General features: G+C 71.1%; 18 protein-coding genes. 9 read left to right on the top strand and 9 right to left on the bottom strand.

What is annotated here, in order from left to right:
* The 5 genes from EAO72_RS38130 (at position 1) to EAO72_RS38110 (ending at position 5,201) form a co-directional block, all read left to right on the top strand.
* Positions 1-1,344 carry a sulfate adenylyltransferase subunit 1 gene (locus EAO72_RS38130; RefSeq protein WP_148021565.1) on the top strand — a complete coding sequence of 448 codons (1,344 nt, stop codon included), beginning with the start codon at positions 1-3 and terminating at the stop codon, positions 1,342-1,344.
* A gap of 243 nt (positions 1,345-1,587) precedes the next feature.
* The gene (locus EAO72_RS38125) at positions 1,588-2,703 is read left to right on the top strand and encodes an aliphatic sulfonate ABC transporter substrate-binding protein (RefSeq protein WP_148021564.1); all 1,116 of its coding nucleotides are present in this window, start codon (positions 1,588-1,590) and stop codon (positions 2,701-2,703) included.
* A 33-nt stretch (positions 2,704-2,736) separates the two neighbouring features.
* A complete protein-coding gene (locus tag EAO72_RS38120; RefSeq protein ID WP_148021563.1) occupies positions 2,737-3,525 on the top strand; it encodes an ABC transporter ATP-binding protein in 789 nt (262 codons plus the stop codon).
* Entirely contained in the window at positions 3,512-4,435 is a 924-nt protein-coding gene (locus tag EAO72_RS38115; protein WP_148021562.1) for an ABC transporter permease, read from the top strand. Before EAO72_RS38120 ends, EAO72_RS38115 begins: the two co-directional genes overlap by 14 nt.
* 7 nt (positions 4,436-4,442) lie before the next feature.
* On the top strand, positions 4,443-5,201 hold the full coding sequence (locus EAO72_RS38110; protein ID WP_148021561.1) for a sirohydrochlorin chelatase: 759 nt from the start codon (positions 4,443-4,445) through the stop codon (positions 5,199-5,201).
* A gap of 34 nt (positions 5,202-5,235) precedes the next feature.
* Here the strand turns inward: EAO72_RS38110 and EAO72_RS38105 are convergent, their stop codons facing one another.
* Both EAO72_RS38105 and EAO72_RS38100 read right to left on the bottom strand, forming a co-directional pair.
* Complete coding sequence (locus EAO72_RS38105) at positions 5,236-5,868, bottom strand: mycothiol-dependent nitroreductase Rv2466c family protein (protein WP_148021560.1); 633 nt, start codon at positions 5,866-5,868, stop codon at positions 5,236-5,238.
* A 66-nt stretch (positions 5,869-5,934) separates the two neighbouring features.
* Entirely contained in the window at positions 5,935-6,522 is a 588-nt protein-coding gene (locus EAO72_RS38100; RefSeq protein ID WP_148021559.1) for a TIGR03086 family metal-binding protein, read from the bottom strand.
* 97 nt (positions 6,523-6,619) lie between these two features.
* On the opposite strand from EAO72_RS38100, the gene EAO72_RS38095 reads away from it, so the two are divergent.
* Positions 6,620-7,489 (top strand): aldo/keto reductase, encoded by an 870-nt coding sequence (locus tag EAO72_RS38095; protein ID WP_148021558.1) that lies wholly within the window; start codon positions 6,620-6,622, stop codon positions 7,487-7,489.
* A gap of 20 nt (positions 7,490-7,509) precedes the next feature.
* The gene (locus EAO72_RS38090; protein ID WP_148022272.1) at positions 7,510-8,340 is read left to right on the top strand and encodes an ABC transporter ATP-binding protein; all 831 of its coding nucleotides are present in this window, start codon (positions 7,510-7,512) and stop codon (positions 8,338-8,340) included.
* Positions 8,341-8,352: 12 nt separating this feature from the next.
* Here EAO72_RS38090 and EAO72_RS38085 read toward each other — a convergent pair whose 3' ends face one another.
* The 5 genes from EAO72_RS38085 to EAO72_RS38065 all read right to left on the bottom strand — a co-directional run bounded on the left by EAO72_RS38085 (position 8,353) and on the right by EAO72_RS38065 (position 13,486).
* Complete coding sequence (locus EAO72_RS38085) at positions 8,353-8,751, bottom strand: nuclear transport factor 2 family protein (protein WP_148021557.1); 399 nt, start codon at positions 8,749-8,751, stop codon at positions 8,353-8,355.
* 208 nt (positions 8,752-8,959) lie between these two features.
* Positions 8,960-10,162 carry a S8 family peptidase gene (locus EAO72_RS38080; protein ID WP_148021556.1) on the bottom strand — a complete coding sequence of 401 codons (1,203 nt, stop codon included), beginning with the start codon at positions 10,160-10,162 and terminating at the stop codon, positions 8,960-8,962.
* Positions 10,163-10,410: 248 nt separating this feature from the next.
* Positions 10,411-11,700 carry an ABC transporter substrate-binding protein gene (locus EAO72_RS38075; RefSeq protein ID WP_148021555.1) on the bottom strand — a complete coding sequence of 430 codons (1,290 nt, stop codon included), beginning with the start codon at positions 11,698-11,700 and terminating at the stop codon, positions 10,411-10,413.
* Positions 11,700-12,539, bottom strand: coding sequence for a carbohydrate ABC transporter permease (locus tag EAO72_RS38070; RefSeq protein ID WP_148021554.1), 840 nt, complete (start codon positions 12,537-12,539; stop codon positions 11,700-11,702). Before EAO72_RS38070 ends, EAO72_RS38075 begins: the two co-directional genes overlap by 1 nt.
* Positions 12,536-13,486 (bottom strand): carbohydrate ABC transporter permease, encoded by a 951-nt coding sequence (locus EAO72_RS38065; RefSeq protein ID WP_187285345.1) that lies wholly within the window; start codon positions 13,484-13,486, stop codon positions 12,536-12,538. Before EAO72_RS38065 ends, EAO72_RS38070 begins: the two co-directional genes overlap by 4 nt.
* Before the next feature lie 126 nt (positions 13,487-13,612).
* Between EAO72_RS38065 and EAO72_RS38060 the strand changes: the two genes are divergently transcribed.
* Entirely contained in the window at positions 13,613-14,479 is an 867-nt protein-coding gene (locus EAO72_RS38060; RefSeq protein WP_148021553.1) for a phosphotransferase enzyme family protein, read from the top strand.
* Positions 14,480-14,488: 9 nt separating this feature from the next.
* On the opposite strand, the gene EAO72_RS38055 is transcribed toward EAO72_RS38060, so the two are convergent.
* Both EAO72_RS38055 and EAO72_RS38050 read right to left on the bottom strand, forming a co-directional pair.
* Positions 14,489-15,235, bottom strand: a complete 747-nt coding sequence (locus EAO72_RS38055; protein WP_148021552.1) for a 3'-5' exonuclease — start codon at positions 15,233-15,235, stop codon at positions 14,489-14,491.
* A 78-nt stretch (positions 15,236-15,313) separates the two neighbouring features.
* Positions 15,314-16,546, bottom strand: a complete 1,233-nt coding sequence (locus EAO72_RS38050; RefSeq protein ID WP_148021551.1) for an SAV2148 family HEPN domain-containing protein — start codon at positions 16,544-16,546, stop codon at positions 15,314-15,316.
* 386 nt (positions 16,547-16,932) lie between these two features.
* On the opposite strand from EAO72_RS38050, the gene glgX reads away from it, so the two are divergent.
* Positions 16,933-19,110: a glycogen debranching protein GlgX gene (gene glgX, locus EAO72_RS38045; protein WP_148021550.1), complete on the top strand. Its 2,178-nt coding sequence runs from the start codon at positions 16,933-16,935 to the stop codon at positions 19,108-19,110.
* Positions 19,111-19,155: the final 45 nt, after the last annotated feature.

The raw sequence follows: 19,155 nt of genomic DNA, 5'->3' as shown, positions 1-19,155 counted from the left end.
ATGACCACACCCACCCAGTTGGCCGAGCAGTTGTCGACCACCACCCTGCTGCGGTTCGCCACCGCGGGGTCCGTCGACGATGGCAAGTCCACCCTCGTCGGACGGCTGCTGCACGACTCCAAGTCGGTCCTCACCGACCAGCTGGAGGCCGTCGAGGACGCGTCCCGCAAGCGCGGCCAGGAGGCGCCGGACCTGGCGCTGCTGACCGACGGGCTGCGGGCCGAGCGCGAGCAGGGCATCACCATCGATGTCGCCTACCGCTACTTCGCCACCACCCGCCGCCGGTTCATCCTCGCCGACACCCCGGGCCATGTGCAGTACACCCGCAACATGGTGACGGGCGCCTCCACGGCCGAGCTGGCCGTGGTCCTGGTCGACGCCCGCAACGGCGTCGTCGAGCAGACCCGCCGGCACGCCGCCGTCGCGGCGCTGCTCCGCGTCCCGCACGTGGTGCTGGCCGTGAACAAGATGGACCTGGTCGCGTACGCGGAGCCGGTGTTCGCCGCCATCGCCGAGGAGTTCACCGCGTACGCGGCCTCCCTGGGTGTCCCGGAGATCACCGCCATCCCGATCTCCGCGCTGGCCGGCGACAACGTCGTGGAGCCGTCGGCGCACATGGACTGGTACGGCGGCCCGACCGTCCTGGAACACCTGGAGACGGTCCCGGTCAGCCACGACCTCACCGCCTGCCACGCCCGGTTCCCCGTCCAGTACGTGATCCGTCCGCAGACCGCCGAGCTCCCCGACTACCGGGGCTACGCGGGCCAGATCGCCGCCGGTGTGTTCCGCGTCGGCGAACCCGTCACCGTGCTGCCCTCCGGCCGTACGTCGACGGTCGCCGGCATCGATCTGCTCGGCGACAGCGTGGACATCGCCTGGGCCCCCCAGTCGGTCACCCTGCGCCTGGCCGACGACATCGACGTCTCGCGCGGCGACCTGATCGCCCCGGCGGACGACTCGCCCGCCGTCACCCAGGACGTCGAGGCGACCGTCTGCCACGTCGCCGACCAGCCGCTCACCGTGGGCCAGCGGGTGCTGCTCAAGCACACCACCCGCACGGTCAAGGCGATCGTCAAGGACATCCCGTCCCGGCTGACGCTGGACGACCTCTCGCAGCACCCGGCACCCGGCCGGCTCGTCGCCAACGACATAGGCCGCGTCGTGATCCGTACCGCCGAGCCGCTCGCGCTCGACGCGTACGCCGACTCGCGCCGCACCGGGTCCTTCCTTTTGATCGACCCGGCCGACGGCACCACGCTCTCGGCCGGCATGGCGGGCGCCTCGTTCGCCGCCGTCCCGGAGACCGGGACCCCGGTGGACGACGACGCCGAGTGGGACTTCTGATGAGTCGCGACGTCTTTTCGACCTTCGCGAAGGAGGGCGGCCGCGTCGGCAGCGGCGCCCTCGGCAGCGGCCAGGGCGGGGTTGCGCGATGTGCGCGTTGACGTACGCGCACTGCCTGCGCGCCCGGCAGCACCAACCGCACCGCCTGTACCGCCAGTTCAGACGAAGACCTGCCGACCTCCCGGCCGCGTCCCCGGACTTCCGAGGGACGTGAGCACCGGGCCTCCGAGAGGAAGACCTCCCGTGTCTGCCCCCCGTACCACGCTTCGCCGCAGCCTCGCCGCTGCCGCCGCACTGCCGCTGCTCGCCGTGGCGCTCACCGCCTGCGGCTACGGCTCCGACGCGAAGGACGACGACGCCAAGAAGGCGAACGTCGCCGCCGACGGAAAGAAGCTCTCCGCCGACACCGTGCGGATCGGGTACTTCCCGAACCTCACCCACGCCACCGCGCTCGTGGGCGACCAGGAGGGTCTGTTCCAGAAGGAGCTCGGCGGCACCCAGCTCAAGACCTCGACGTTCAACGCCGGTCCTTCCGAGATCGAGGCCCTGAACGCCGACTCGATCGACATCGGCTTCATCGGCCCCTCGCCGTCCATCAACGGCTACACCAAGTCCCAGGGCAAGAACCTGCGGATCATCGGTGGTGCCGCCTCCGGCGGCGTGAAGCTGGTCGTCAACCCGGACAAGATCAAGACCCTGGACGACCTCAAGGGCAAGAAGATCGCCACCCCGCAGCTCGGCAACACCCAGGACGTGGCCTTCCTCAACTGGATCTCCGAGAAGGGCTGGAAGGTCGACGCCCAGAGCGGCAAGGGTGACGTCTCCGTCGTCCGTACGGACAACAAGGTGACCCCGGACGCCTACAAGTCCGGTTCCATCGACGGCGCCTGGGTCCCCGAGCCGACCGCCTCCAAGCTGGTCGCCGAGGGCGCCAAGGAACTGCTGAACGAGTCGACGCTGTGGCCCGACGACAAGTTCGTGATCACGAACATCATCGTGTCGCAGAAGTTCCTCAAGGAGCACCCGGACGTCGTCGAGGCCGTGCTGCGCGGCTCGGTGAACACGAACGCCTGGATCAACGCCAATCCCGACAAGGCGAAGGCCTCCGCGAACGCCGCGCTGAAGAAGCTCACCGGCAAGGCGCTGCCGGCCGAGATCATCGACCCGGCCTGGAAGTCGATCCAGATCACCGACGACCCGCTGGCCGCCACGCTCGACGCGCAGGCCGAGCACGCGGTGAAGGCCGGTCTGCTGGAGGAGCCCGACCTCAAGGGCATCTACGACCTGAAGCCGCTGAACAAGATCCTCAAGGCCGCGGGCAAGCCCGAGGTCGCCGACGCCGGTCTCGGCGTCAAGTAACCAGCCGCTCGAAGACCCCAGGAGGTGACGACCATGGCGAACACCCTCACCAAGGCCGAGGACCGTGTCGAGGCCGGGCACGCCGCCCGCATCGCACATGTCTCGAAGTCCTTCGCCGGACCCACGGGAGCGCAGCTGGTCCTGGACGACATCACGCTCGATGTCGCTCCGGGCGAGTTCGTCACCCTCCTGGGAGCCTCCGGGTGCGGTAAGTCGACGCTGCTCAATCTGGTGGCCGGACTCGACCGCCCGACCGGGGGGACCATCGAGACCCCCGGCGGGCGGCCGGCCCTGATGTTCCAGGAGCACGCCCTGTTCCCGTGGCTGACCGCGGGCAAGAACATCGAGCTGGCCCTGCGTCTGCGCGGCGTGCCGAAGTCGGAACGCCGTACGGAGGCGGAGCGGCTGCTGGAGCTGGTGCGGCTGGGCGGGGCGTACGGCAAGCGGGTACACGAGCTGTCGGGCGGCATGCGGCAGCGGGTGGCGATGGCCCGAGCGCTCGCCCAGGACAGTCAGCTGCTCTTGATGGACGAGCCGTTCGCCGCGCTCGACGCCATCACCCGGGATGTGCTGCACGACGAGCTGACCCGGATCTGGCGCGAGACGAACGTCTCGGTCCTGTTCGTCACGCACAACGTGCGCGAGGCGGTACGTCTCGCCGAGCGCGTGGTGCTGCTCTCCTCCCGCCCCGGCCGGATCGCCCGCGAGTGGACGGTCGACATCGAGCAGCCGCGCCGCATCGAGGACACCGCGGTCGCGGAACTGTCCGTCGAGATCACCGAACAACTGCGTGGGGAGATCCGCCGTCATGGCCAGCACTGATATCACGTCGGGCGCACCGGGGTCCGGCGGGGCCGGGCCGGATGCGGTGAAGCCGGACGACCTGGCCGGTCTGGAGGCCGGCCTGGACGCGCTGGACGCCGTGCAGGTGCACCGTGCGCCGGTGCGCGAGGTACTGCTGCGCAAGGTCCTGCCGCCGCTGCTGGCGGTCGCCCTGGTCGTCGTCGTCTGGCAGTTGCTCGTCTGGGCGCAGGTGACCGAGGACTACAAGCTGCCCTCGCCCTCCGCGGTCGCGGAGAGTCTGAGCGACATGTGGCGGCAGGGGACGCTGCTGGAGGTGGTGTGGACCAGCGTCTCGCGCGGTCTGCTCGGCTTCCTGCTCTCGGTCGCCATCGGAACGCCGCTGGGACTGCTGGTGGCCCGGGTGAAGTTCGTCCGTGCCGCGATCGGCCCGATCCTGTCCGGGCTGCAGTCCCTGCCGTCCGTGGCGTGGGTGGCGCCGGCCGTGATCTGGCTCGGTCTCAACGACTCGATGATGTACGCGGTGATCCTGCTGGGCGCCGTGCCGTCGATCGCCAACGGTCTGGTGTCCGGTGTCGACCAGGTGCCACCGCTCTTCCTCCGGGCGGGCCGGACCCTCGGCGCGACCGGTCTGCGCGGTACCTGGCTGATCGTCATGCCGGCGGCCCTGCCCGGTTATCTGGCCGGTCTGAAGCAGGGCTGGGCCTTCTCCTGGCGCTCGCTGATGGCCGCCGAGATCATCGCCTCGTCGCCCGACCTCGGTCTGGGGCTCGGCCAGTTGCTGGAGAACGGCCGCAACAACGCGGACATGCCGGGGATCTTCCTCGCCATCCTCCTGATCCTGTTCGTCGGCATCGCGATCGATCTGCTCATCTTCAGTCCGCTGGAGCGGTGGGTGCTGCGCAGCCGCGGTCTCCTCGTCAAGAACTGAGCCTCTGATGCCTTCTCCGGTCCTTCTCGTCATCGCCCACGGCAGCCGCGATCCGCGGCACGCGGCGACCGTGCACGCGCTCACCGCGCGGGTACGGGCGCTGCGGCCGGGGCTGCGGGTGGAGACCGGGTTCCTGGACTTCAACGCGCCGTCGGTGCCACGGGTCCTGGAACGGCTGGACGCGGAAGGGGCGGGTGCGGTGGTGGCGCTTCCGCTGCTGCTCACCCGGGCCTTCCACGCCAAGTCCGACATCCCCGCGGTCCTGCGGGAGGCGCGCGCCCGGCTGCCGCGGCTGCGGGTGCGGCAGGCCGAGGTGCTCGGCCCGTCGCCGCTGCTGAACGCCGCCCTGGAGCGGCGGTTGCACGAAGCCGGGGTACGCCCCGGCGACAGAGGCTCGACCGGGCTCGTCCTGGCCTCGGCGGGCTCCACGGACCCGGAGGCGATCGCAGTGATCGCTGAAATCGCGCGGGAGCTGCGGCACACCGGTTGGTGTTCCGTGCGGCCTGCGTTCGCCTCCGCATCTCAACCCCGCACCGAGGACGCGGTGCGGGCCCTGCGGGCCGACGGGGTGCGCCGGGTGGCGGTCGCCCCGTACGTGATCGCGCCCGGCCGCCTCCCGGACCGCATCGCGGCGGGGGCGGCCGAGGCCGGGGCCGATGTGCTGGCCGGTGTGCTGGGCCCGTCGCCGGAGCTGGCGCGGCTGTTGCTCGACCGGTACGACGAGGCCCGTGCCCGGGTGGCCCGGACCGCCCGGGTCAGCGCGTAGGCCCTTTCGCTCGACCCCTGTCCAGGCTGTTGGCTCAGCCCATGTCCAGGCTGCCCGTGCGGGTCCGCTTGAGCTCGAAGAAGTCCTCGTGGCCGGCGAGCACCCGGAAGCTGTCGAACAGCCGCGCCGCCTCCTCGCCGCGCGGCACCGCCCGCAGCACGGGGCCGAACCACACGGTCCCGTCGACATGGAGGGTGGGCGTGCCCACGTATCCGTCCGCCTCCGGGTCCTTGCCCGCGTCGTGGCTCCGCCGCACCGCCTCGTCGTAGGCCGGATCGTGCGCGGCCCCGGCCAGTTCGGCGGGCAGGCCCAGTTCGGCGAGGGACTGGGCGACGACCTCGTCGAAGTCCTCGTTCTTCTGCTGGTGGATCCGCGTTCCGTAGGCCGTGTACAGGTCGCGCAGCACGGCCTCGCCGCGCAGTCCGGACGCGGCGGCGGCGACGCGTACCGGGCCGATCGACTTGTCGACGAGGGCGCGGTACCAGTCGGGGAGTTCGTTGCCCGTGTTGTGCAGGTAGAGGCTCATCACGTGGAAGCGGAGCTCGATGTCGCGCTGCTGCTCCACCTCCAGCATCCAGCGGGAGGTGATCCAGGCGAACGGGCAGGCCGGGTCGAAGTAGAAGTCGACGACGGCCCTGCCCGTGCCCGGGGTGCGGTGAGAGGTCATGCGAGGAGCCTAGCCAGCCGGTGGCTCATTCCCGCGGGCCATTCGGCACCCGCGGGAATGGGCCATTCACTGCGCGGCGGTCCACTGCGGATCACGGCCGCTCAGGGCCAGGGCGCGGGTGAAGTCGTCGGCCCCCGGGCCGACCGTGAGCTCGTCGGCGAAGCCTTCGTACTGGCGGTAGAGCGCGGCGGTGCTCTCGACGATCGCCAGGACGTGGGCGGCCGCCTCGTCGGAGAGCCGGAACTCCTGGCCGGTGGCCCGGGCCACGTCCCAGCCGTGCAGGGCCGTCTCCTCGATGAGCATCGCGGCGGTGTCCGCGGCCGGGGTGGCCGAGTCACCGCTGCCGATCTCGCCCTCCCAGACGGCGGGGTCCGACCAGGCGGCGACGGCGCGGTCCAGCTGGGCCGCGTACCGCTCGGCCCAGTCGGCGTCCGCCGTGAAGTCCCGGGTGGTGAGTTCCTCGGGGATCTCCGTGCGCAGGGCGCGGTGCTCCATGCCGTGCGAGGTGTAGAGCACCCAGTGGTTGACGAGGCCGCGGACGTCCCAGCCGGCGCAGGGAGTGCCGGGGGCGTCGAGCTGTTCGGGGCGGATGCCGCGGGCCACACGGGCGGCTTCGGCGGCGCATTCGGTCATATGGGCGTGCTCGGTCTTCATGCTCGTCAGCTTAGGAAGGATCACCGCGCCCGGTCTTGAAAAAACGCGACAGCGACCGGCCGGCGGGGGTGCGGGGCCGCCGGACTACTGTTCCTTCATGCCCGCATCGCCCACCTCCCCCAGCAGCTCGTTCCTCCTCGGCGGCGAACTGCCCGTGCGCCGTCTCGGCTACGGCACCGCCCAGCTGACCGGCCCCGGCTACTGGGGCCCGCGCGGCGAGCGCCGGGACGCGCTGGCGGTGCTCCGGTCGGCGGTCGAGCAGGGCGTCACGCTGATCGACACCGCCGACAACTACGGCCCCGGCGTGGCCGAGGAGCTGGTGGCCGAAGCACTGCACCCGTACCGCGACGACCTCGTGATCGCGACGAAGGGCGGGGTCGTACGGACCGGTGACGACGCCTGGCACATCGCGGGGCGGCCGGAGCAGCTGCGGGCGATGTGCGAGGCCAGCCTGCGCCGTCTGCGGACCGACCGGATCGACCTGTACCAGCTGCACCGGCTGGACCCCCGGGTGCCGATGGCGGAGCAGCTGGGCGCCCTGGACGCGCTGCGGCAGGAAGGTAAGATCCGCTGCATCGGTCTGGACACCCTCACCGCCGACCAGCTGGAGCAGGCGCTCTCCCTGACCGGGATCGCCTCGGTGCAGAACCGCTTCAACCTCCTCGACCGCGGCTCGGACGCGGTGCTGAAGGTGTGCGAATCCCATGACCTGGCGTTTCTCCCCTGGTTCCCGCTGGCCAACGGCGCGCTGACGGGCGAGGCCGCCGCCGCCCTCGACACGGTCGCGCGGAGCCACGGTGCCACCCGCGGGCAGATCGCCCTCGCCTGGCTGCTGCACCGCTCCCCCGTGCTGTGCCCGACACCGGGCACCGGTTCGCCCGTCCATCTTGCGGAGAACCTGGGGGCGCGGGAGGTCCGGCTGACGACCGAGGACATGAGCCGCCTGGAGGCGCTCGCACCCGCATGAAGGAGTACCCGCACGTGACCATGACCGCCGCCCACGACCGGCCCGCCCCGGCTGCCGGAGTACCGGTGATCCGGGCCGATGGCGTCTCGCTCGTACGCGACGGGAACGTCCTGCTGGACTCGGTCTCGCTGACCGTGCGCGGCGGGGAGCACTGGGCCCTGCTCGGTGCCAACGGGGCGGGCAAGAGCACGCTGCTCAAGCTGCTCGGCGCGGTCGCCCACCCGACCCGGGGCACGGTGGAGGTGCTCGGGCGCAGGCTCGGCCGGGTGGATCTGCGGGAGCTGCGCACCCTGCTGGGCCATGTCGATCCGCGTCATCCGCTGCGTTCTCCGCTGACCGTGAGCCAGGTGGTGCTGACCGGCCTGACCAACTCCGTCGAGCCGCTGCCGCGCTGGGCGCCAGGGGCGGAGCAGCGGGAGCGGGCCGAGCGGCTGCTGAGGATGCTGGGGATGGGCGGGAAGACGCACGCGCGCTGGCCGGCCCTCTCCCAGGGCGAGCGCGGCCGTACGCTCATCGCCCGTGCGCTGATGCCGCAGCCCCGGCTGCTGCTGCTCGACGAGCCGGCCACCGGCCTGGATCTGGCCGCCCGGGAGCAGTTGCTGGACAGTCTGGACGCGTTGCGCGAGGAGAATCCGGAACTGGCGACGGTGCTGGTCACGCACCATCTGGAGGAGCTGCCCGCCTCCACGACGCATGCGATGCTGCTGCGCGGCGGGCGCTGTACGGCCTCGGGGCCTGCCGACGAGGTGGTGACCACGGACCTGGTCAGTGACTGCTTCGGTCATCCCGTACGGATCGCCCGCACGGACGGCCGGTGGACGGCGCGTGCCCAGCGGCCGGCCCGGGGCTGACGGCCCGCGAGGTCACCTGCCGGCCTCCGGCTCGTCGGCGTCCGCCGGGGTGACGAAGGGGGTGGCCTGGTGGTAGTAGAGCAGCCAGCCCGCCTCGGTGAGCCGCCACAACGAACTGCGGTGGGCCCGTTTTCCCTTGGCCTCGGTGTCGAAGGTGACGTGGACGAGCTCGTCGGCGAGCTGGACGCCGCGCATCCGTGAGGCGGTGAGCTGTCCGGGCCGTGGGGCCTCGTCCGAGATCAGCGAGGTGATGACCATCGCGCGGTCCCAGTGGCGGCCGGTCGTGTCGACCTCGTGGAAGTCGGGGTGCAGGACCTGGACGAGGAGTTCGGTGGAGGCCCGGACCATCGGGTCCATGAGGCGGAGTTCGCCCTCGACCGCCGCGGCCACTCCGGGGGTCGGCTCGCTCATGCGCCGCGTCCGGGGGTGGCGGCCGGTCCGGTGGGCAGCGTGCGGGGCCCGGCCGCGGCGGGCCTCCGGTGGCCGCTCCCGCTCGTTCCGGGTGACGGCACCGCGTACATCATCATGGGCACACCATAGGACGATCTGCCCGAGCCGTACGGCCGCCGCGCCCCGTGGGGGAGAGCGCGGCGGCCGCCGGGTCAGCGGGTGCCCGTGTCTACTCGACGATCTTCAGCAGCTTGTTCGCCGTGCCCTCGGTGGCGTTGCCGATGGCGTCCGGAGTTGCTCCTTCGGTGAGCGCCGTGGCGACCTCCGCCGGGGTGGCCTCCGGGTGGCCCGCCAGGTAGACGGCGGCGGCACCGACGACGTGCGGGGTCGCCATGGACGTGCCGGAGATGGTGTTGGAACCGTCGTCGCTGTCGTTCCACGACGAGGTGATGTCCGAGCCCGGGGCGTAGATGTCCACGACCGAGCCGTAGTTGGAGAACGACGACTGCTCGTCGTCCACCGTGGAGGAGGCGACCGTGATCGCCTCCGGGACGCGGGACGGGGAGCCCTCGCCGGCGTCGCTCGAGTCGTTCCCGGCGGCCACCGCGAAGGTGACTCCGGAGGCGATGGCCTTCTGGACGGCCGCGTCGAGCGCCTCGTCCGCGCCGCCGCCGAGGCTCATGTTGGCGACGGACGGGCCCTGGTGGTTCTCGGTCACCCAGTCGATGCCGGCGACGACCTGCTCGGTGGTGCCCGAGCCGGAGTCGTCGAGGACACGGACGGCGACGATCTTGGCCTTCTTGGCGACGCCGTACGTCGCCCCGGCTATGGTGCCGGCCACGTGGGTGCCGTGGCCGTTGCCGTCGTCGGCGCTGTCGTCGTTGTCCACCGCGTCGAAGCCCGAGCTCGCCCGGCCCTCGAACTCCTGGTGCGTGGTGCGGACCCCGGTGTCGATGACGTACGCGGTGACGCCCTCGCCCGCGCTGTCCGGGTAGGTGTACGCGTTGTCCCCGGCGGTCTCCGCCTGGTCGATGCGGTCCAGGCCCCAGGACGGCGGGTTGTCCTGGGTGGCGCTCGCGTGGAACTTCTTGTTCTGGACGACCTTGGAGACGGCCGGGTCGGCGGCGAGGCGCTTGGCCTCGGTCTCCGAAAGGCCGCTGGCGGAGAAGCCGTTGATGGCGGAGCTGTAGTTGCGCTTCAGCTTGCCGCCGTACTCCTTGGCGAGCTTCGCCTTGTCGGCCTTGTGGTCCAGCATCACGATGTAGCTGCCTGAGACGGCGGTCGCCGCGTCGGCACCGTAGATCTTGCCCGTCGCGGGAGCGGGTGCCGCTCCCGCGAACGGGCTGGCCATCAGGGTGACTCCGGCGGCGGCGGCCACCGCGGTGATGGAGGCGGTCAGCTTGAACCGGCGTGCACGCTTGTGAATTGCCATGAAGAGGGATCTCCTCGTCATTCTTTGTGGGGGGATTGGCCCTCGGCCGGAAGATCTCCGGGGGCTGATTCGAAACCCTTACCGATTGACGCGCGCAGATCAAGACCTGCTCTGCGCCTGAGCCGTCCGGACCACGGTTTCGTCACAGGAAGTCGACCACCCGCACCCAAGTCCGTCACAATCACTGCCCGTTACCGGACGCACACCGCGGGCCGGGGGCCGCGGTGTGCGGCGCGGCGCCGGCGGTGTCACCGCTGATAGCGCGCCAGGACCCGGTTGCCGTCGTCCACCAGACGCTTCCTCAGCTCGTCCGCCCCGATCGCCCCGCTGTAGTACTCCTGGAGGGCGGGCGTGGCGACCTTGTCCTTCCACTCGGGATATCCGCGCACGGACTGCGCCGGCGCCGGGCGCAGCGCGGTCGCGAGCGCGGCGCCGGTCGCCCAGCCCAGGTCCGTCGTATGCAGCGAGGGGTCGGCCAGCGCGGCCGTACCGGTCGGCAGCATCCAGTCCCCCTTGGCCAGGCGCACCATGTTCGCCGGCAGCAGCAGGAAGTCGATGAACTCCACGGCCTCCTTCTTGTGCGGGCTGTCCTCGGCGACGGACAGGGTCTGCGGGCTCACTCCCTGAGCCAGGCCCCCGCTGCCGGCCGGAGCGGGCAGCACGGTCCACTCGAAGCCCTTGGGGGCCTGTTCGGCGACCTGCTGGCGGTAGGAGAACCCGAGCGGCACCATGGCGTACTTCCCGCCGAAGAGGCCGGGCAGCGTGTCGCCCCCGCCCATGCCGAGCGCGGTACGGGCGGCGCTGTGGTCGGTGTTGACCTGGTCGTGGACGGTGCCCGGGACCACCTGGTCGCCCTCGCCCGACTCGATCGTCACCTTTCCGTCGGCGTCGCGGTGGAACAGTTCGCCGCCCGCCGAGAGGCCCAGGTTGAGGGTGACGGAGACCGGCTCCTTCAGCGGCCAGGCGATCCCGTAACGGCCCTTGCCCGTCAGCTCCTTGGTGATCCGGCGGAACTCCGGCCAGCTCCAGGGCCGCTCCGGGGTCGGGATGCGGACCCCGGACTCCCTGAGGATCTTGGTGTTGGCGATCAGGACCCGCGGCTCCTGGAGGAACGGGACGCCGTAGACCCCGCCGTCGAAGGTGGCGGTCTGCCAGCTCTGTGCGGGGATGTCGTCGTGGAGCCGGTCCGGCAGGAGCGTGCGGAGATCGGCGAGATAGCCGCCGTACGCGAAGTCCGCGAGGTCGTCGGACGCGTCGTGGATGACGTCGGGTGCCTCGTCCCCCTCGAAGGAGGTGAGGAGCTGGTCGTGGACGCTGTCCCAGCTGCCCTGGACGTACTGGACCTCGACACCGGGATGGCTCGCGTTCCACTCCTTCACCAGTTGCCTGTTGATGTCCACGGACTCCTTCTGCCAGGCGAGCGACTGGAAGCGGATCCGGATCTTCCCGTCCGCGCCGTCGTCCTCACCGGAGCAGCCGGTGAGCAGCAGGGCGAGCGCGGTCGCCGCCGCCGCTGCCGTACGTGCCAGTGCGCGCATCAGCTCTTCACCGCCCCTGCGAGCATGCCGCCCGTGATCCGCCGCTGGATGACGGCGAAGAGGACGAGTGAGGGAAGGGTGGCGAGGAACGCGGCGGCGGCGAGCGGTCCGAGGTCGCTGGCGCCCTCAGCGCCGAGGAAGTGGGTCAGTACGACCGGCAAGGACTGCTTCTCCGGTGTCTTGAGCAGGACGAGCGCGAAGAAGAACTCGTTCCACGCGGTGATGAAGGCGAAGAGCGCGGTGGCGACGATCCCGGGTGCCAGCAGTGGAGCGGTGACCGAGAGCAGGGTCCGCAGCCGGCCGGCCCCGTCGACCGCCGCCGCCTCCTCCAGTTCGGGCGGTACGGCCCGTACGTAGCCGACCAGCATCCACAGCGCGAACGGCAGGGCCCAGACGACGTACACCATGATCAGCCCCCACAGGGTGTTGATCAGATGCAGGTTCTTGAGGACCAGGAAGAGCGGAATGATCAGCAGGACGAAGGGGAACGCCTGGCTGACCACGACCCAGCCGGTGGCGGCCGTGGAGAGCCGTGAGCGGTGGCGGGCCATCACATAGGCCATCGGGGTCGCGATGACGACGGCGATGACACCGGCGGAGAGCGCGGCGATCAGCGAGTTGGCGGCGGCCCGCAGCAGCGGCTGCTCGTCGAAGGCCTGCCGGAAGTTGTCCAGCGTCGGGTTCTCGGGGATCCAGGTGGGATGCAGGGAGCCGAGTTCGGCCGGCGGCTTGAAGGCGGTGGAGATCAGCCACAGGAACGGGAAGGCCAGAAAGACCAGATAGCAGAGGAGTGCGAGGTACTGTCCGGCGCGCACCGGCCGGCTGGTTCGCGGGCTCATCGCTCCTCGCCTCCCCTGAGCCGTCCGGCGAGGTACACGGCGAGGATCACGGAGATCACCGCGACCATCACACAGCCCATCGCGGCGGCGTAGCCGAACTGCCCGTAGCGGAAGGCCTCTTCGTACGCGAAGAGCATCGGCAGCCGGGTGCGGCCGCCGGGGCCGCCGTTGGTCAGCACGTAGACCAGGGCGAAGGCGTTGAAGTTCCAGATGAAGTTGAGCGCGGTGATGGAGAGCGCGACGGGCCTGAGCGCGGGCCAGGTGACGGTACGGAACCGGCGCCAGGCGCCCGCACCGTCCAGGGCGGCGGCCTCGTGGAGTTCGTGCGGGGTGTTCTGCAGTCCGGCCAGCAGGGCGACCGTGGTCTGCGGCATGCCGGCCCAGACGCCGACGAGGATCACCGCGGGCAGTGCGGTGGCCAGACCGGTCAGCCAGTCCCGGCCGTCGCCGAGCCCCAGGTCGCGGATGGTCTCGTTGAGGATGCCGGCGTCCGGGTTGTAGACGAGGCGCCACATGATGCCGACGACGACCTCGGGCATCGCCCACGGGATGATCGCCAGGGCGCGGGCCAGCCAGCGCATCCGGAGGTTCTCGTTGAGCAGCAGGGCGAGGCCGAGGGCCAGCACGAACTGCGGGACGGTGACGCCGACGGCCCAGACCAGTCCGATCCGGAACGACTCCCAGAACAGGCCGTCGTGGAGCAGGTCCTGGAAGTTCAGTACACCGACCCACTGGGTGGACCGGGTGCGACCGGACTGGGCGTCCGTGAAGGCCAGCGCGATGCCGTAGAGGAGTGGCCCGACGCTGAGGATCAGGATGGGGATCAGGGCGGGCAGGACGAGGAACCAGGTTCCGGCGTTCCGGATGAGCGGCCCGGACCGTTTCTCGCGCGGACCGCCCGGCGGACCATGCCGCCCGGACCGCACGGTTGCACTAGCCAATGTCATGAATACGACCCCCTTGCGTCATTCGACCGGCTTTATACCGTTCTGGCCGCTCAGGTGGCCTCCGCCATCGTGCTGACGGGCCGTCGGTTCGTCAAGACAACCTGCACGGATGCGAAAATCGGATCCATGAACGAGATGCGAGCGCGCGAGGTGCTGAACGCCGCCGGACTGCCCGGTGACGCGGAGCTGATCGCGCTGGGCGAGAACGCGGTGTTCGCCGTGGGCGACCTGGTCGTCAAGATCGGCCGGGACGCCGTGCGGAGCCCGGAACTGCGGGACCGGGCCGAGCGCGAGGTGGCCGTGGCGCGGTGGCTCGCCGCGTCCGGCGTCCCCGCCGTCCGGGCGGCCGAGCCGGAGGCCCGGCTGGTCGGGGGCCACCCCGTGACGCTGTGGCACCGGCTGCCGGACGCGGTGCGGCCCGCCGAGCCGCGGGATCTGGCGCCGTTGCTGCGCGCGGTGCACGCCCTGCCGGACCCGGAGGGCCTCGCTCTGCCCCGGCGGGAGCTGCTGGGCGGCGTCGAGCGGTGGCTGAGCCTGGCGGGCGAGGCGATCGATCCGGCCGACGCCGCGTATCTGCGCGAGCGCCGCGACGGCTTCGCGGCGGCGGCCGCCGGCCTCGTCCCTCAGCTGCCTCCGGGCCCGATCCACGGCGACGCGCTCGCACGCAACGTCCATGTCGGTCCGGACGGGCCGGTCCTGGTGGACCTGGAGACCTTCTCCGCGGATCTGCGCGAGCACGACCTGGTGGTGCTCGCCCTGTCCCGCGACCGGTACGGCCTGGCGGCCGAGGCCTACGACGCGTTCACTTCGGCGTACGGATGGGACGTGCGGGAGTGGGACGGCTGCGCGGTGCTGCGCGGGGCGCGGGAGACGGCCAGCTGCGCATGGGTGGCGCAGCACGCCCCGGCCAACCCGAAGGCCCTCGCCGAGTTCCGCCGCCGGGTGGCGTCGTTGCGGGACGGCGACCCGGCCGTGCGGTGGTATCCGTTCTGAGCCGGCCCGCTAATCGCCGAAGGGGGTCGACCGCGCTTCGAGCGCCGGCTCCCGGACCGGCCAGCGGCCGTCGATGACCGCGTCCGCCGTGCCCTTGCGGCGCAGGAACCGCTGGAAGTCGGCGGCCCACTCCTCGTACCAGACGATCTGGCGCTCGTGCAGTTCCTGTGCCGACAGCGCCGCCACCGAGCCGTGCCGGGCCGCTATCGCGTACGCCACGCGCACCGCCGCCAGTGCGTCCGCCGCCGCGTCGTGCGCTCCCTGGTGGACCACGCCGTATTCGATGCAGACCGCTTCGAGATTGCGCTTGCCCTTGCGATAGCGGTCGACGGACCGGTCGATCGTGTACGGGTCGATCACCGGCCCGATCCCCGCGCCGTCGAGCCGGTCGCTGAGCGAGGGCAGCCCGTGGCGGTGCAGCTCGGCCGTCAGCAACGTCAGGTCGAAGGCCGCGTTGTACGCGACGACCGGGATGCCGCGACGCCAGTACCCGGTCAGGGTGTCGGCGATCTCGTCGGCCACCTCGCGCACCGGCCGGCCCTCCGCCGCCGCCCGCTCGCTGCTGATGCCGTGGATCGCCGAGGCCTGTGCGGGGATCCTGATCCCCGGATCGGCCAGCCAGGTGTGCCGGCTCACCGGCTCACCGTCCTGACCGTCGACACGGATGACCGCGGCCGTCACGATCCGGGCCTCCAGCGGTTCCGTACCCGTCGTCTCCAGGTCGAAGCCGACCAGCGCATGCCGGTGCCAGCTCATCCCGTACCTCCTTCGTGGTGCTCCCCCAGATGACGACCACCCTCGCACGGGGCACTGACAACGAGGAGGGACGGCCCCTCAGGAGACGGGCCGGGAGTCCGTCCACACGGACTCGAACTCCTCGCGGTACGTCTCGAACAGCCCGTGCTCGCTGTCCTGGCCGGCCCGGACCACCGCCCGTCCACCGCCCCGCAGCACCAGCACCGGCGCCTCCATGCCGCGTGCCCGGCGCAGATACGTCTGGACGACCCCCACGGCGTCGGCACCGTCGCCGTCCACCAGGTAGGCGGTGAAGCGCGGTGTCTCGTCGAAGACATGGATCTCGAAGGCACCGGGGTCACGCAGCTTGGAGCGGACCCGGCGCATGTGAAGGATGTTCATCTCCACCGACCGGCTCAGCTCGCCCTTCTTGAGCCCGAGCTCCCGCTCCCGGCGCTTGACCGCGCTGCTGGCCGGGTTGATGAAGAGCAGCCGGATCCGGCAGCCCGACTCGGCCAGCCGGATCAGCCGGCGCCCGGAGAAGTTCTGCACCAGCAGGTTGAGCCCTATCCCGACCGCGTCCAGCCGGCGCGCTCCGCCGAAGAGGTCCTCGGCGGGCAGCTGACGCTGGAGCCGTACCCGGTCCGGGTGGACGGAGACCACGTCCGCGTAGCGGTCGCCGACGAGCTCCTCCACGGCGTCGACCGGAAGCCGGTCGGCGGACGGGACGGCGGCGCCGCTGCCGAGGATCTCCAGCAGCCGGGCGGAGGCCCGCTCGGCCTGCGCCAGCACCGCCTCGTTGAGGGCGCGGTTGCGGGAGACCACATTGCGCGCGACCTCCAGCTCGTCCAGCGCCAGCTCGACATCGCGGCGGTCGTCGAAGTAGGGCTCGAAGCAGGGCCAGTGCTGGATCATCAGCTCACGCAGCTGCGGCAGCGTGAGGAAGCTCAGGACGTTGTCGTCGGCCGGGTCGAGCAGATAGCCCTTGCGCCGGGACACCTCGCGTACGGCGACGGCGCGCTGCACCCACTCCTGGCCGGCGGGTCCCGCCGCGGCCACCACCCAGTCCTCGCCGTGGACCGGTTCGTAGATCGGCCGGAGCACCGCGGCGACCACGGCGCGCAGCCGCTGCTCGACGAGATTCAGCCAGATGTAGGCGCGCCCGGCCCGCTGGGCGCGCGTGCGCACCTCGCTCCAGGCGTCCGCGCCCCAGTCCAGTTCCGCACCGATCTCCAGGGGCTGCGCCAGCGAGACCGCCCCGGGCGGGACATCGGCCTGATCCCCCTCGTGACCCGTGTCACCTGGGGGCAGCTCGAACCCTCCCGAGCTCACCCGCGCACCGCCTTCCACTCCCCCACCAACGATCAAGGAAGGGTACTCCGCGAGCGGGAGCCGGTGCAGCCGGATGCACAGGCTCCTTTCCCAACTCCCCTATGGCACACGCATGTTCCGTGCGCCGAGATCTGCCGGAGTGAGCGGATTCATAGTGATTAAACACCCCACCTCAAGCCGCATTCCGGACAACCGGCCGGGCGAGGTGCCGGATTCCGGTTCCGGGCGACGCGAAGGGGCCCGATGTTGACCGGGCCGCGCGGCGTCCACGACGCCGCCCCCGTTAACCGGCCGGTCCTAGGTAAGGGCCGCTCTTTCGGGGAAGATCTGCCCCAGGGAGCCCGCAATCCCCAGGCAACCGCATCAGAAGGGGAAGAGTCGAATCTATGCAGGTCTGGCCGGGACAGGCGTACCCCCTCGGTGCCACGTACGACGGCGCCGGGACCAACTTCGCGGTCTTCTCGGAGGCCGCCCACCGAATCGAGTTGTGCCTGCTGCACGACGACGGCTCCGAAACGGCGGTGGAGCTGAGGGAGACCGATGCCTTCGTCCGCCATGCCTATCTGCCCGGGGTGATGCCCGGTCAGCGATACGGGTTCAGGGTCCACGGGCCGTACGAACCCCAGCGCGGCGCCCGCTGCAACTCCGCCAAGCTGCTCCTCGATCCGTACGCACGGGCGGTCGCCGGGCAGATCCAGTGGGGCGAGGCGGTGTACGGCTATCCGTTCGGCCGGCCCGACGCGCGCAACGACCTGGACTCGGCGCCCCACACGATGTCCTCGGTGGTGGTCAACCCGTACTTCGACTGGGGCGACGACCGGCGGCCGCGTACGGACTACCACCGCACGGTCATCTACGAGGCCCATGTGAAGGGCCTGACGATGCTCCATCCGGGGCTGCCGAAGGAGCTGCGCGGTACATACGCGGGGCTCGCCCATCCGGAGGTCATCGCGCATCTGACGGAGCTCGGTGTCACGGCCATCGAACTGATGCCGGTGCACCAGTTCGTCCAGGACCACCGGCTGGCGGACGCGGGGCTCGCCAACTACTGGGGCTACAACACCATCGGCTTCTTCGCCCCGCACAACGCCTACGCCTCCTGGGGCGACCGGGGTGAGCAGGTCCTGGAGTTCAAGCAGGCCGTCCGCGCCCTGCACCAGGCCGGCATCGAGGTGATCCTGGACGTGGTCTACAACCACACGGCGGAAGGCAACCACCTGGGGCCGACGCTCTCCTTCCGGGGGCTGGACAACGCCTCGTACTACCGGCTCGCCGACGACCAGCGCTACTATATGGACACCACGGGGACCGGGAACTCCCTGCTGATGCGTTCCCCGCACGTGCTCCAGCTGATCATGGACTCACTGCGCTACTGGGTGACCGAGATGCACGTGGACGGTTTCCGCTTCGATCTGGCGGCCACGCTGGCCCGTCAGTTCCACGAGGTGGACCGGCTGTCGTCGTTCTTCGACCTCGTGCAGCAGGACCCGGTGGTCAGCCAGGTGAAACTGATCGCCGAGCCGTGGGACGTGGGCGAGGGCGGCTACCAGGTGGGGAACTTCCCGCCGTTGTGGACCGAGTGGAACGGGAAGTACCGGGACACGGTACGGGACCTGTGGCGCGGTGAGCCGCGGACGCTGGCCGAGTTCGCCGGCCGGCTGACGGGCTCCTCGGACCTGTACCAGGACGACGGGCGAAGGCCCCTGGCCTCGATCAACTTCGCCACCTGCCACGACGGGTTCACGCTGCACGACCTCGTCTCGTACAACGACAAGCACAACGAGGCCAACGGCGAGGGCAACCGGGACGGCGAGAGCCACAACCGGTCCTGGAACTGCGGTGTGGAGGGCGAGACCGACCGGCCCGAGGTGCTGGCGCTGCGTGAGCGTCAGATGCGCAACTTCATCGCCACCCTGATGCTCTCCCAGGGCGTGCCGATGCTGAGTCACGGCGACGAGTTCGGGCGGACGCAGCGGGGCAACAACAACGGCTACTGCCAGGACAGCGAACTGTCGTGGGTGCACTGGCCCGACCCGGGCCGGACGGCGGACGGCGACGGCGAGGGCGACGGTGAGGAGCGGGCCGGGCAGGACGGCGGCGGGCTCGGCAGCAGTCTGCTGGAGTTCACCCGGGCGATGGTGTGGCTGCGCCGCGACCATCCCGTCTTCCGGCGCCGGCGGTTCTTCCACGGCCGTCCCGTGGAAGGGACGCACGACGAGCTCTCGGACATCGCGTGGTTCACGCCCGAGGGCCAGGAGATGACCCAGCGGGACTGGCAGGCGGCGCACGCCAAGGCGCTCACCGTCTTCCTGAACGGGCACGCCATCTCGGAGCCCGGCCCGCGCGGGGAGCGGATCTCCGACGACTCGTTCCTGCTGATGTTCAACGCGAGCGCCGAGACGCTGGAATTCGCCGTTCCGGTCAATCACGGCAGGCAGTGGCTCGCGGTGGTCGACACGGCCCGCCCTGACGGGGTGCTGACCGGGGCTGGTCCGAAGGTGGCGGCGGGCGATCGGGTGACGCTGGTGGGGCGGAGCATGGTGGTGCTGCAGCGGCCGGCGTAAGGCAGGAACGGGCGCCGCAGCGGGAGCGCGGCGGTCGCGGGGGAC

Source organism: Streptomyces sp. OR43, assembly GCF_008042275.1.
Lineage (GTDB): Bacteria > Actinomycetota > Actinomycetes > Streptomycetales > Streptomycetaceae > Streptomyces.
The sequence above is the reverse complement of the archived record's forward strand: the minus strand, read 5'-3'. Positions and strand labels throughout refer to the sequence as shown.

Bases quoted from the DNA above. Each gene is read 5' to 3' on its own strand.
- EAO72_RS38130 (WP_148021565.1), top strand. From the start codon at position 1: ATGACCACACCCACCCAGTTGGCCGAGCAGTTGTCGACCACCACCCTG.
- EAO72_RS38120 (WP_148021563.1), top strand. From the start codon at position 2,737: ATGGCGAACACCCTCACCAAGGCCGAGGACCGTGTCGAGGCCGGGCAC.
- EAO72_RS38115 (WP_148021562.1), top strand. From the start codon at position 3,512: ATGGCCAGCACTGATATCACGTCGGGCGCACCGGGGTCCGGCGGGGCC.
- EAO72_RS38110 (WP_148021561.1), top strand. From the start codon at position 4,443: ATGCCTTCTCCGGTCCTTCTCGTCATCGCCCACGGCAGCCGCGATCCG.
- EAO72_RS38105 (WP_148021560.1), bottom strand. From the start codon at position 5,868: ATGACCTCTCACCGCACCCCGGGCACGGGCAGGGCCGTCGTCGACTTC.
- EAO72_RS38100 (WP_148021559.1), bottom strand. From the start codon at position 6,522: ATGAAGACCGAGCACGCCCATATGACCGAATGCGCCGCCGAAGCCGCC.
- EAO72_RS38095 (WP_148021558.1), top strand. From the start codon at position 6,620: ATGCCCGCATCGCCCACCTCCCCCAGCAGCTCGTTCCTCCTCGGCGGC.
- EAO72_RS38090 (WP_148022272.1), top strand. From the start codon at position 7,510: ATGACCGCCGCCCACGACCGGCCCGCCCCGGCTGCCGGAGTACCGGTG.
- EAO72_RS38085 (WP_148021557.1), bottom strand. From the start codon at position 8,751: ATGAGCGAGCCGACCCCCGGAGTGGCCGCGGCGGTCGAGGGCGAACTC.
- EAO72_RS38080 (WP_148021556.1), bottom strand. From the start codon at position 10,162: ATGGCAATTCACAAGCGTGCACGCCGGTTCAAGCTGACCGCCTCCATC.
- EAO72_RS38075 (WP_148021555.1), bottom strand. From the start codon at position 11,700: ATGCGCGCACTGGCACGTACGGCAGCGGCGGCGGCGACCGCGCTCGCC.
- EAO72_RS38070 (WP_148021554.1), bottom strand. From the start codon at position 12,539: ATGAGCCCGCGAACCAGCCGGCCGGTGCGCGCCGGACAGTACCTCGCA.
- EAO72_RS38065 (WP_187285345.1), bottom strand. From the start codon at position 13,486: ATGACATTGGCTAGTGCAACCGTGCGGTCCGGGCGGCATGGTCCGCCG.
- EAO72_RS38060 (WP_148021553.1), top strand. From the start codon at position 13,613: ATGAACGAGATGCGAGCGCGCGAGGTGCTGAACGCCGCCGGACTGCCC.
- EAO72_RS38055 (WP_148021552.1), bottom strand. From the start codon at position 15,235: ATGAGCTGGCACCGGCATGCGCTGGTCGGCTTCGACCTGGAGACGACG.
- glgX (WP_148021550.1), top strand. From the start codon at position 16,933: ATGCAGGTCTGGCCGGGACAGGCGTACCCCCTCGGTGCCACGTACGAC.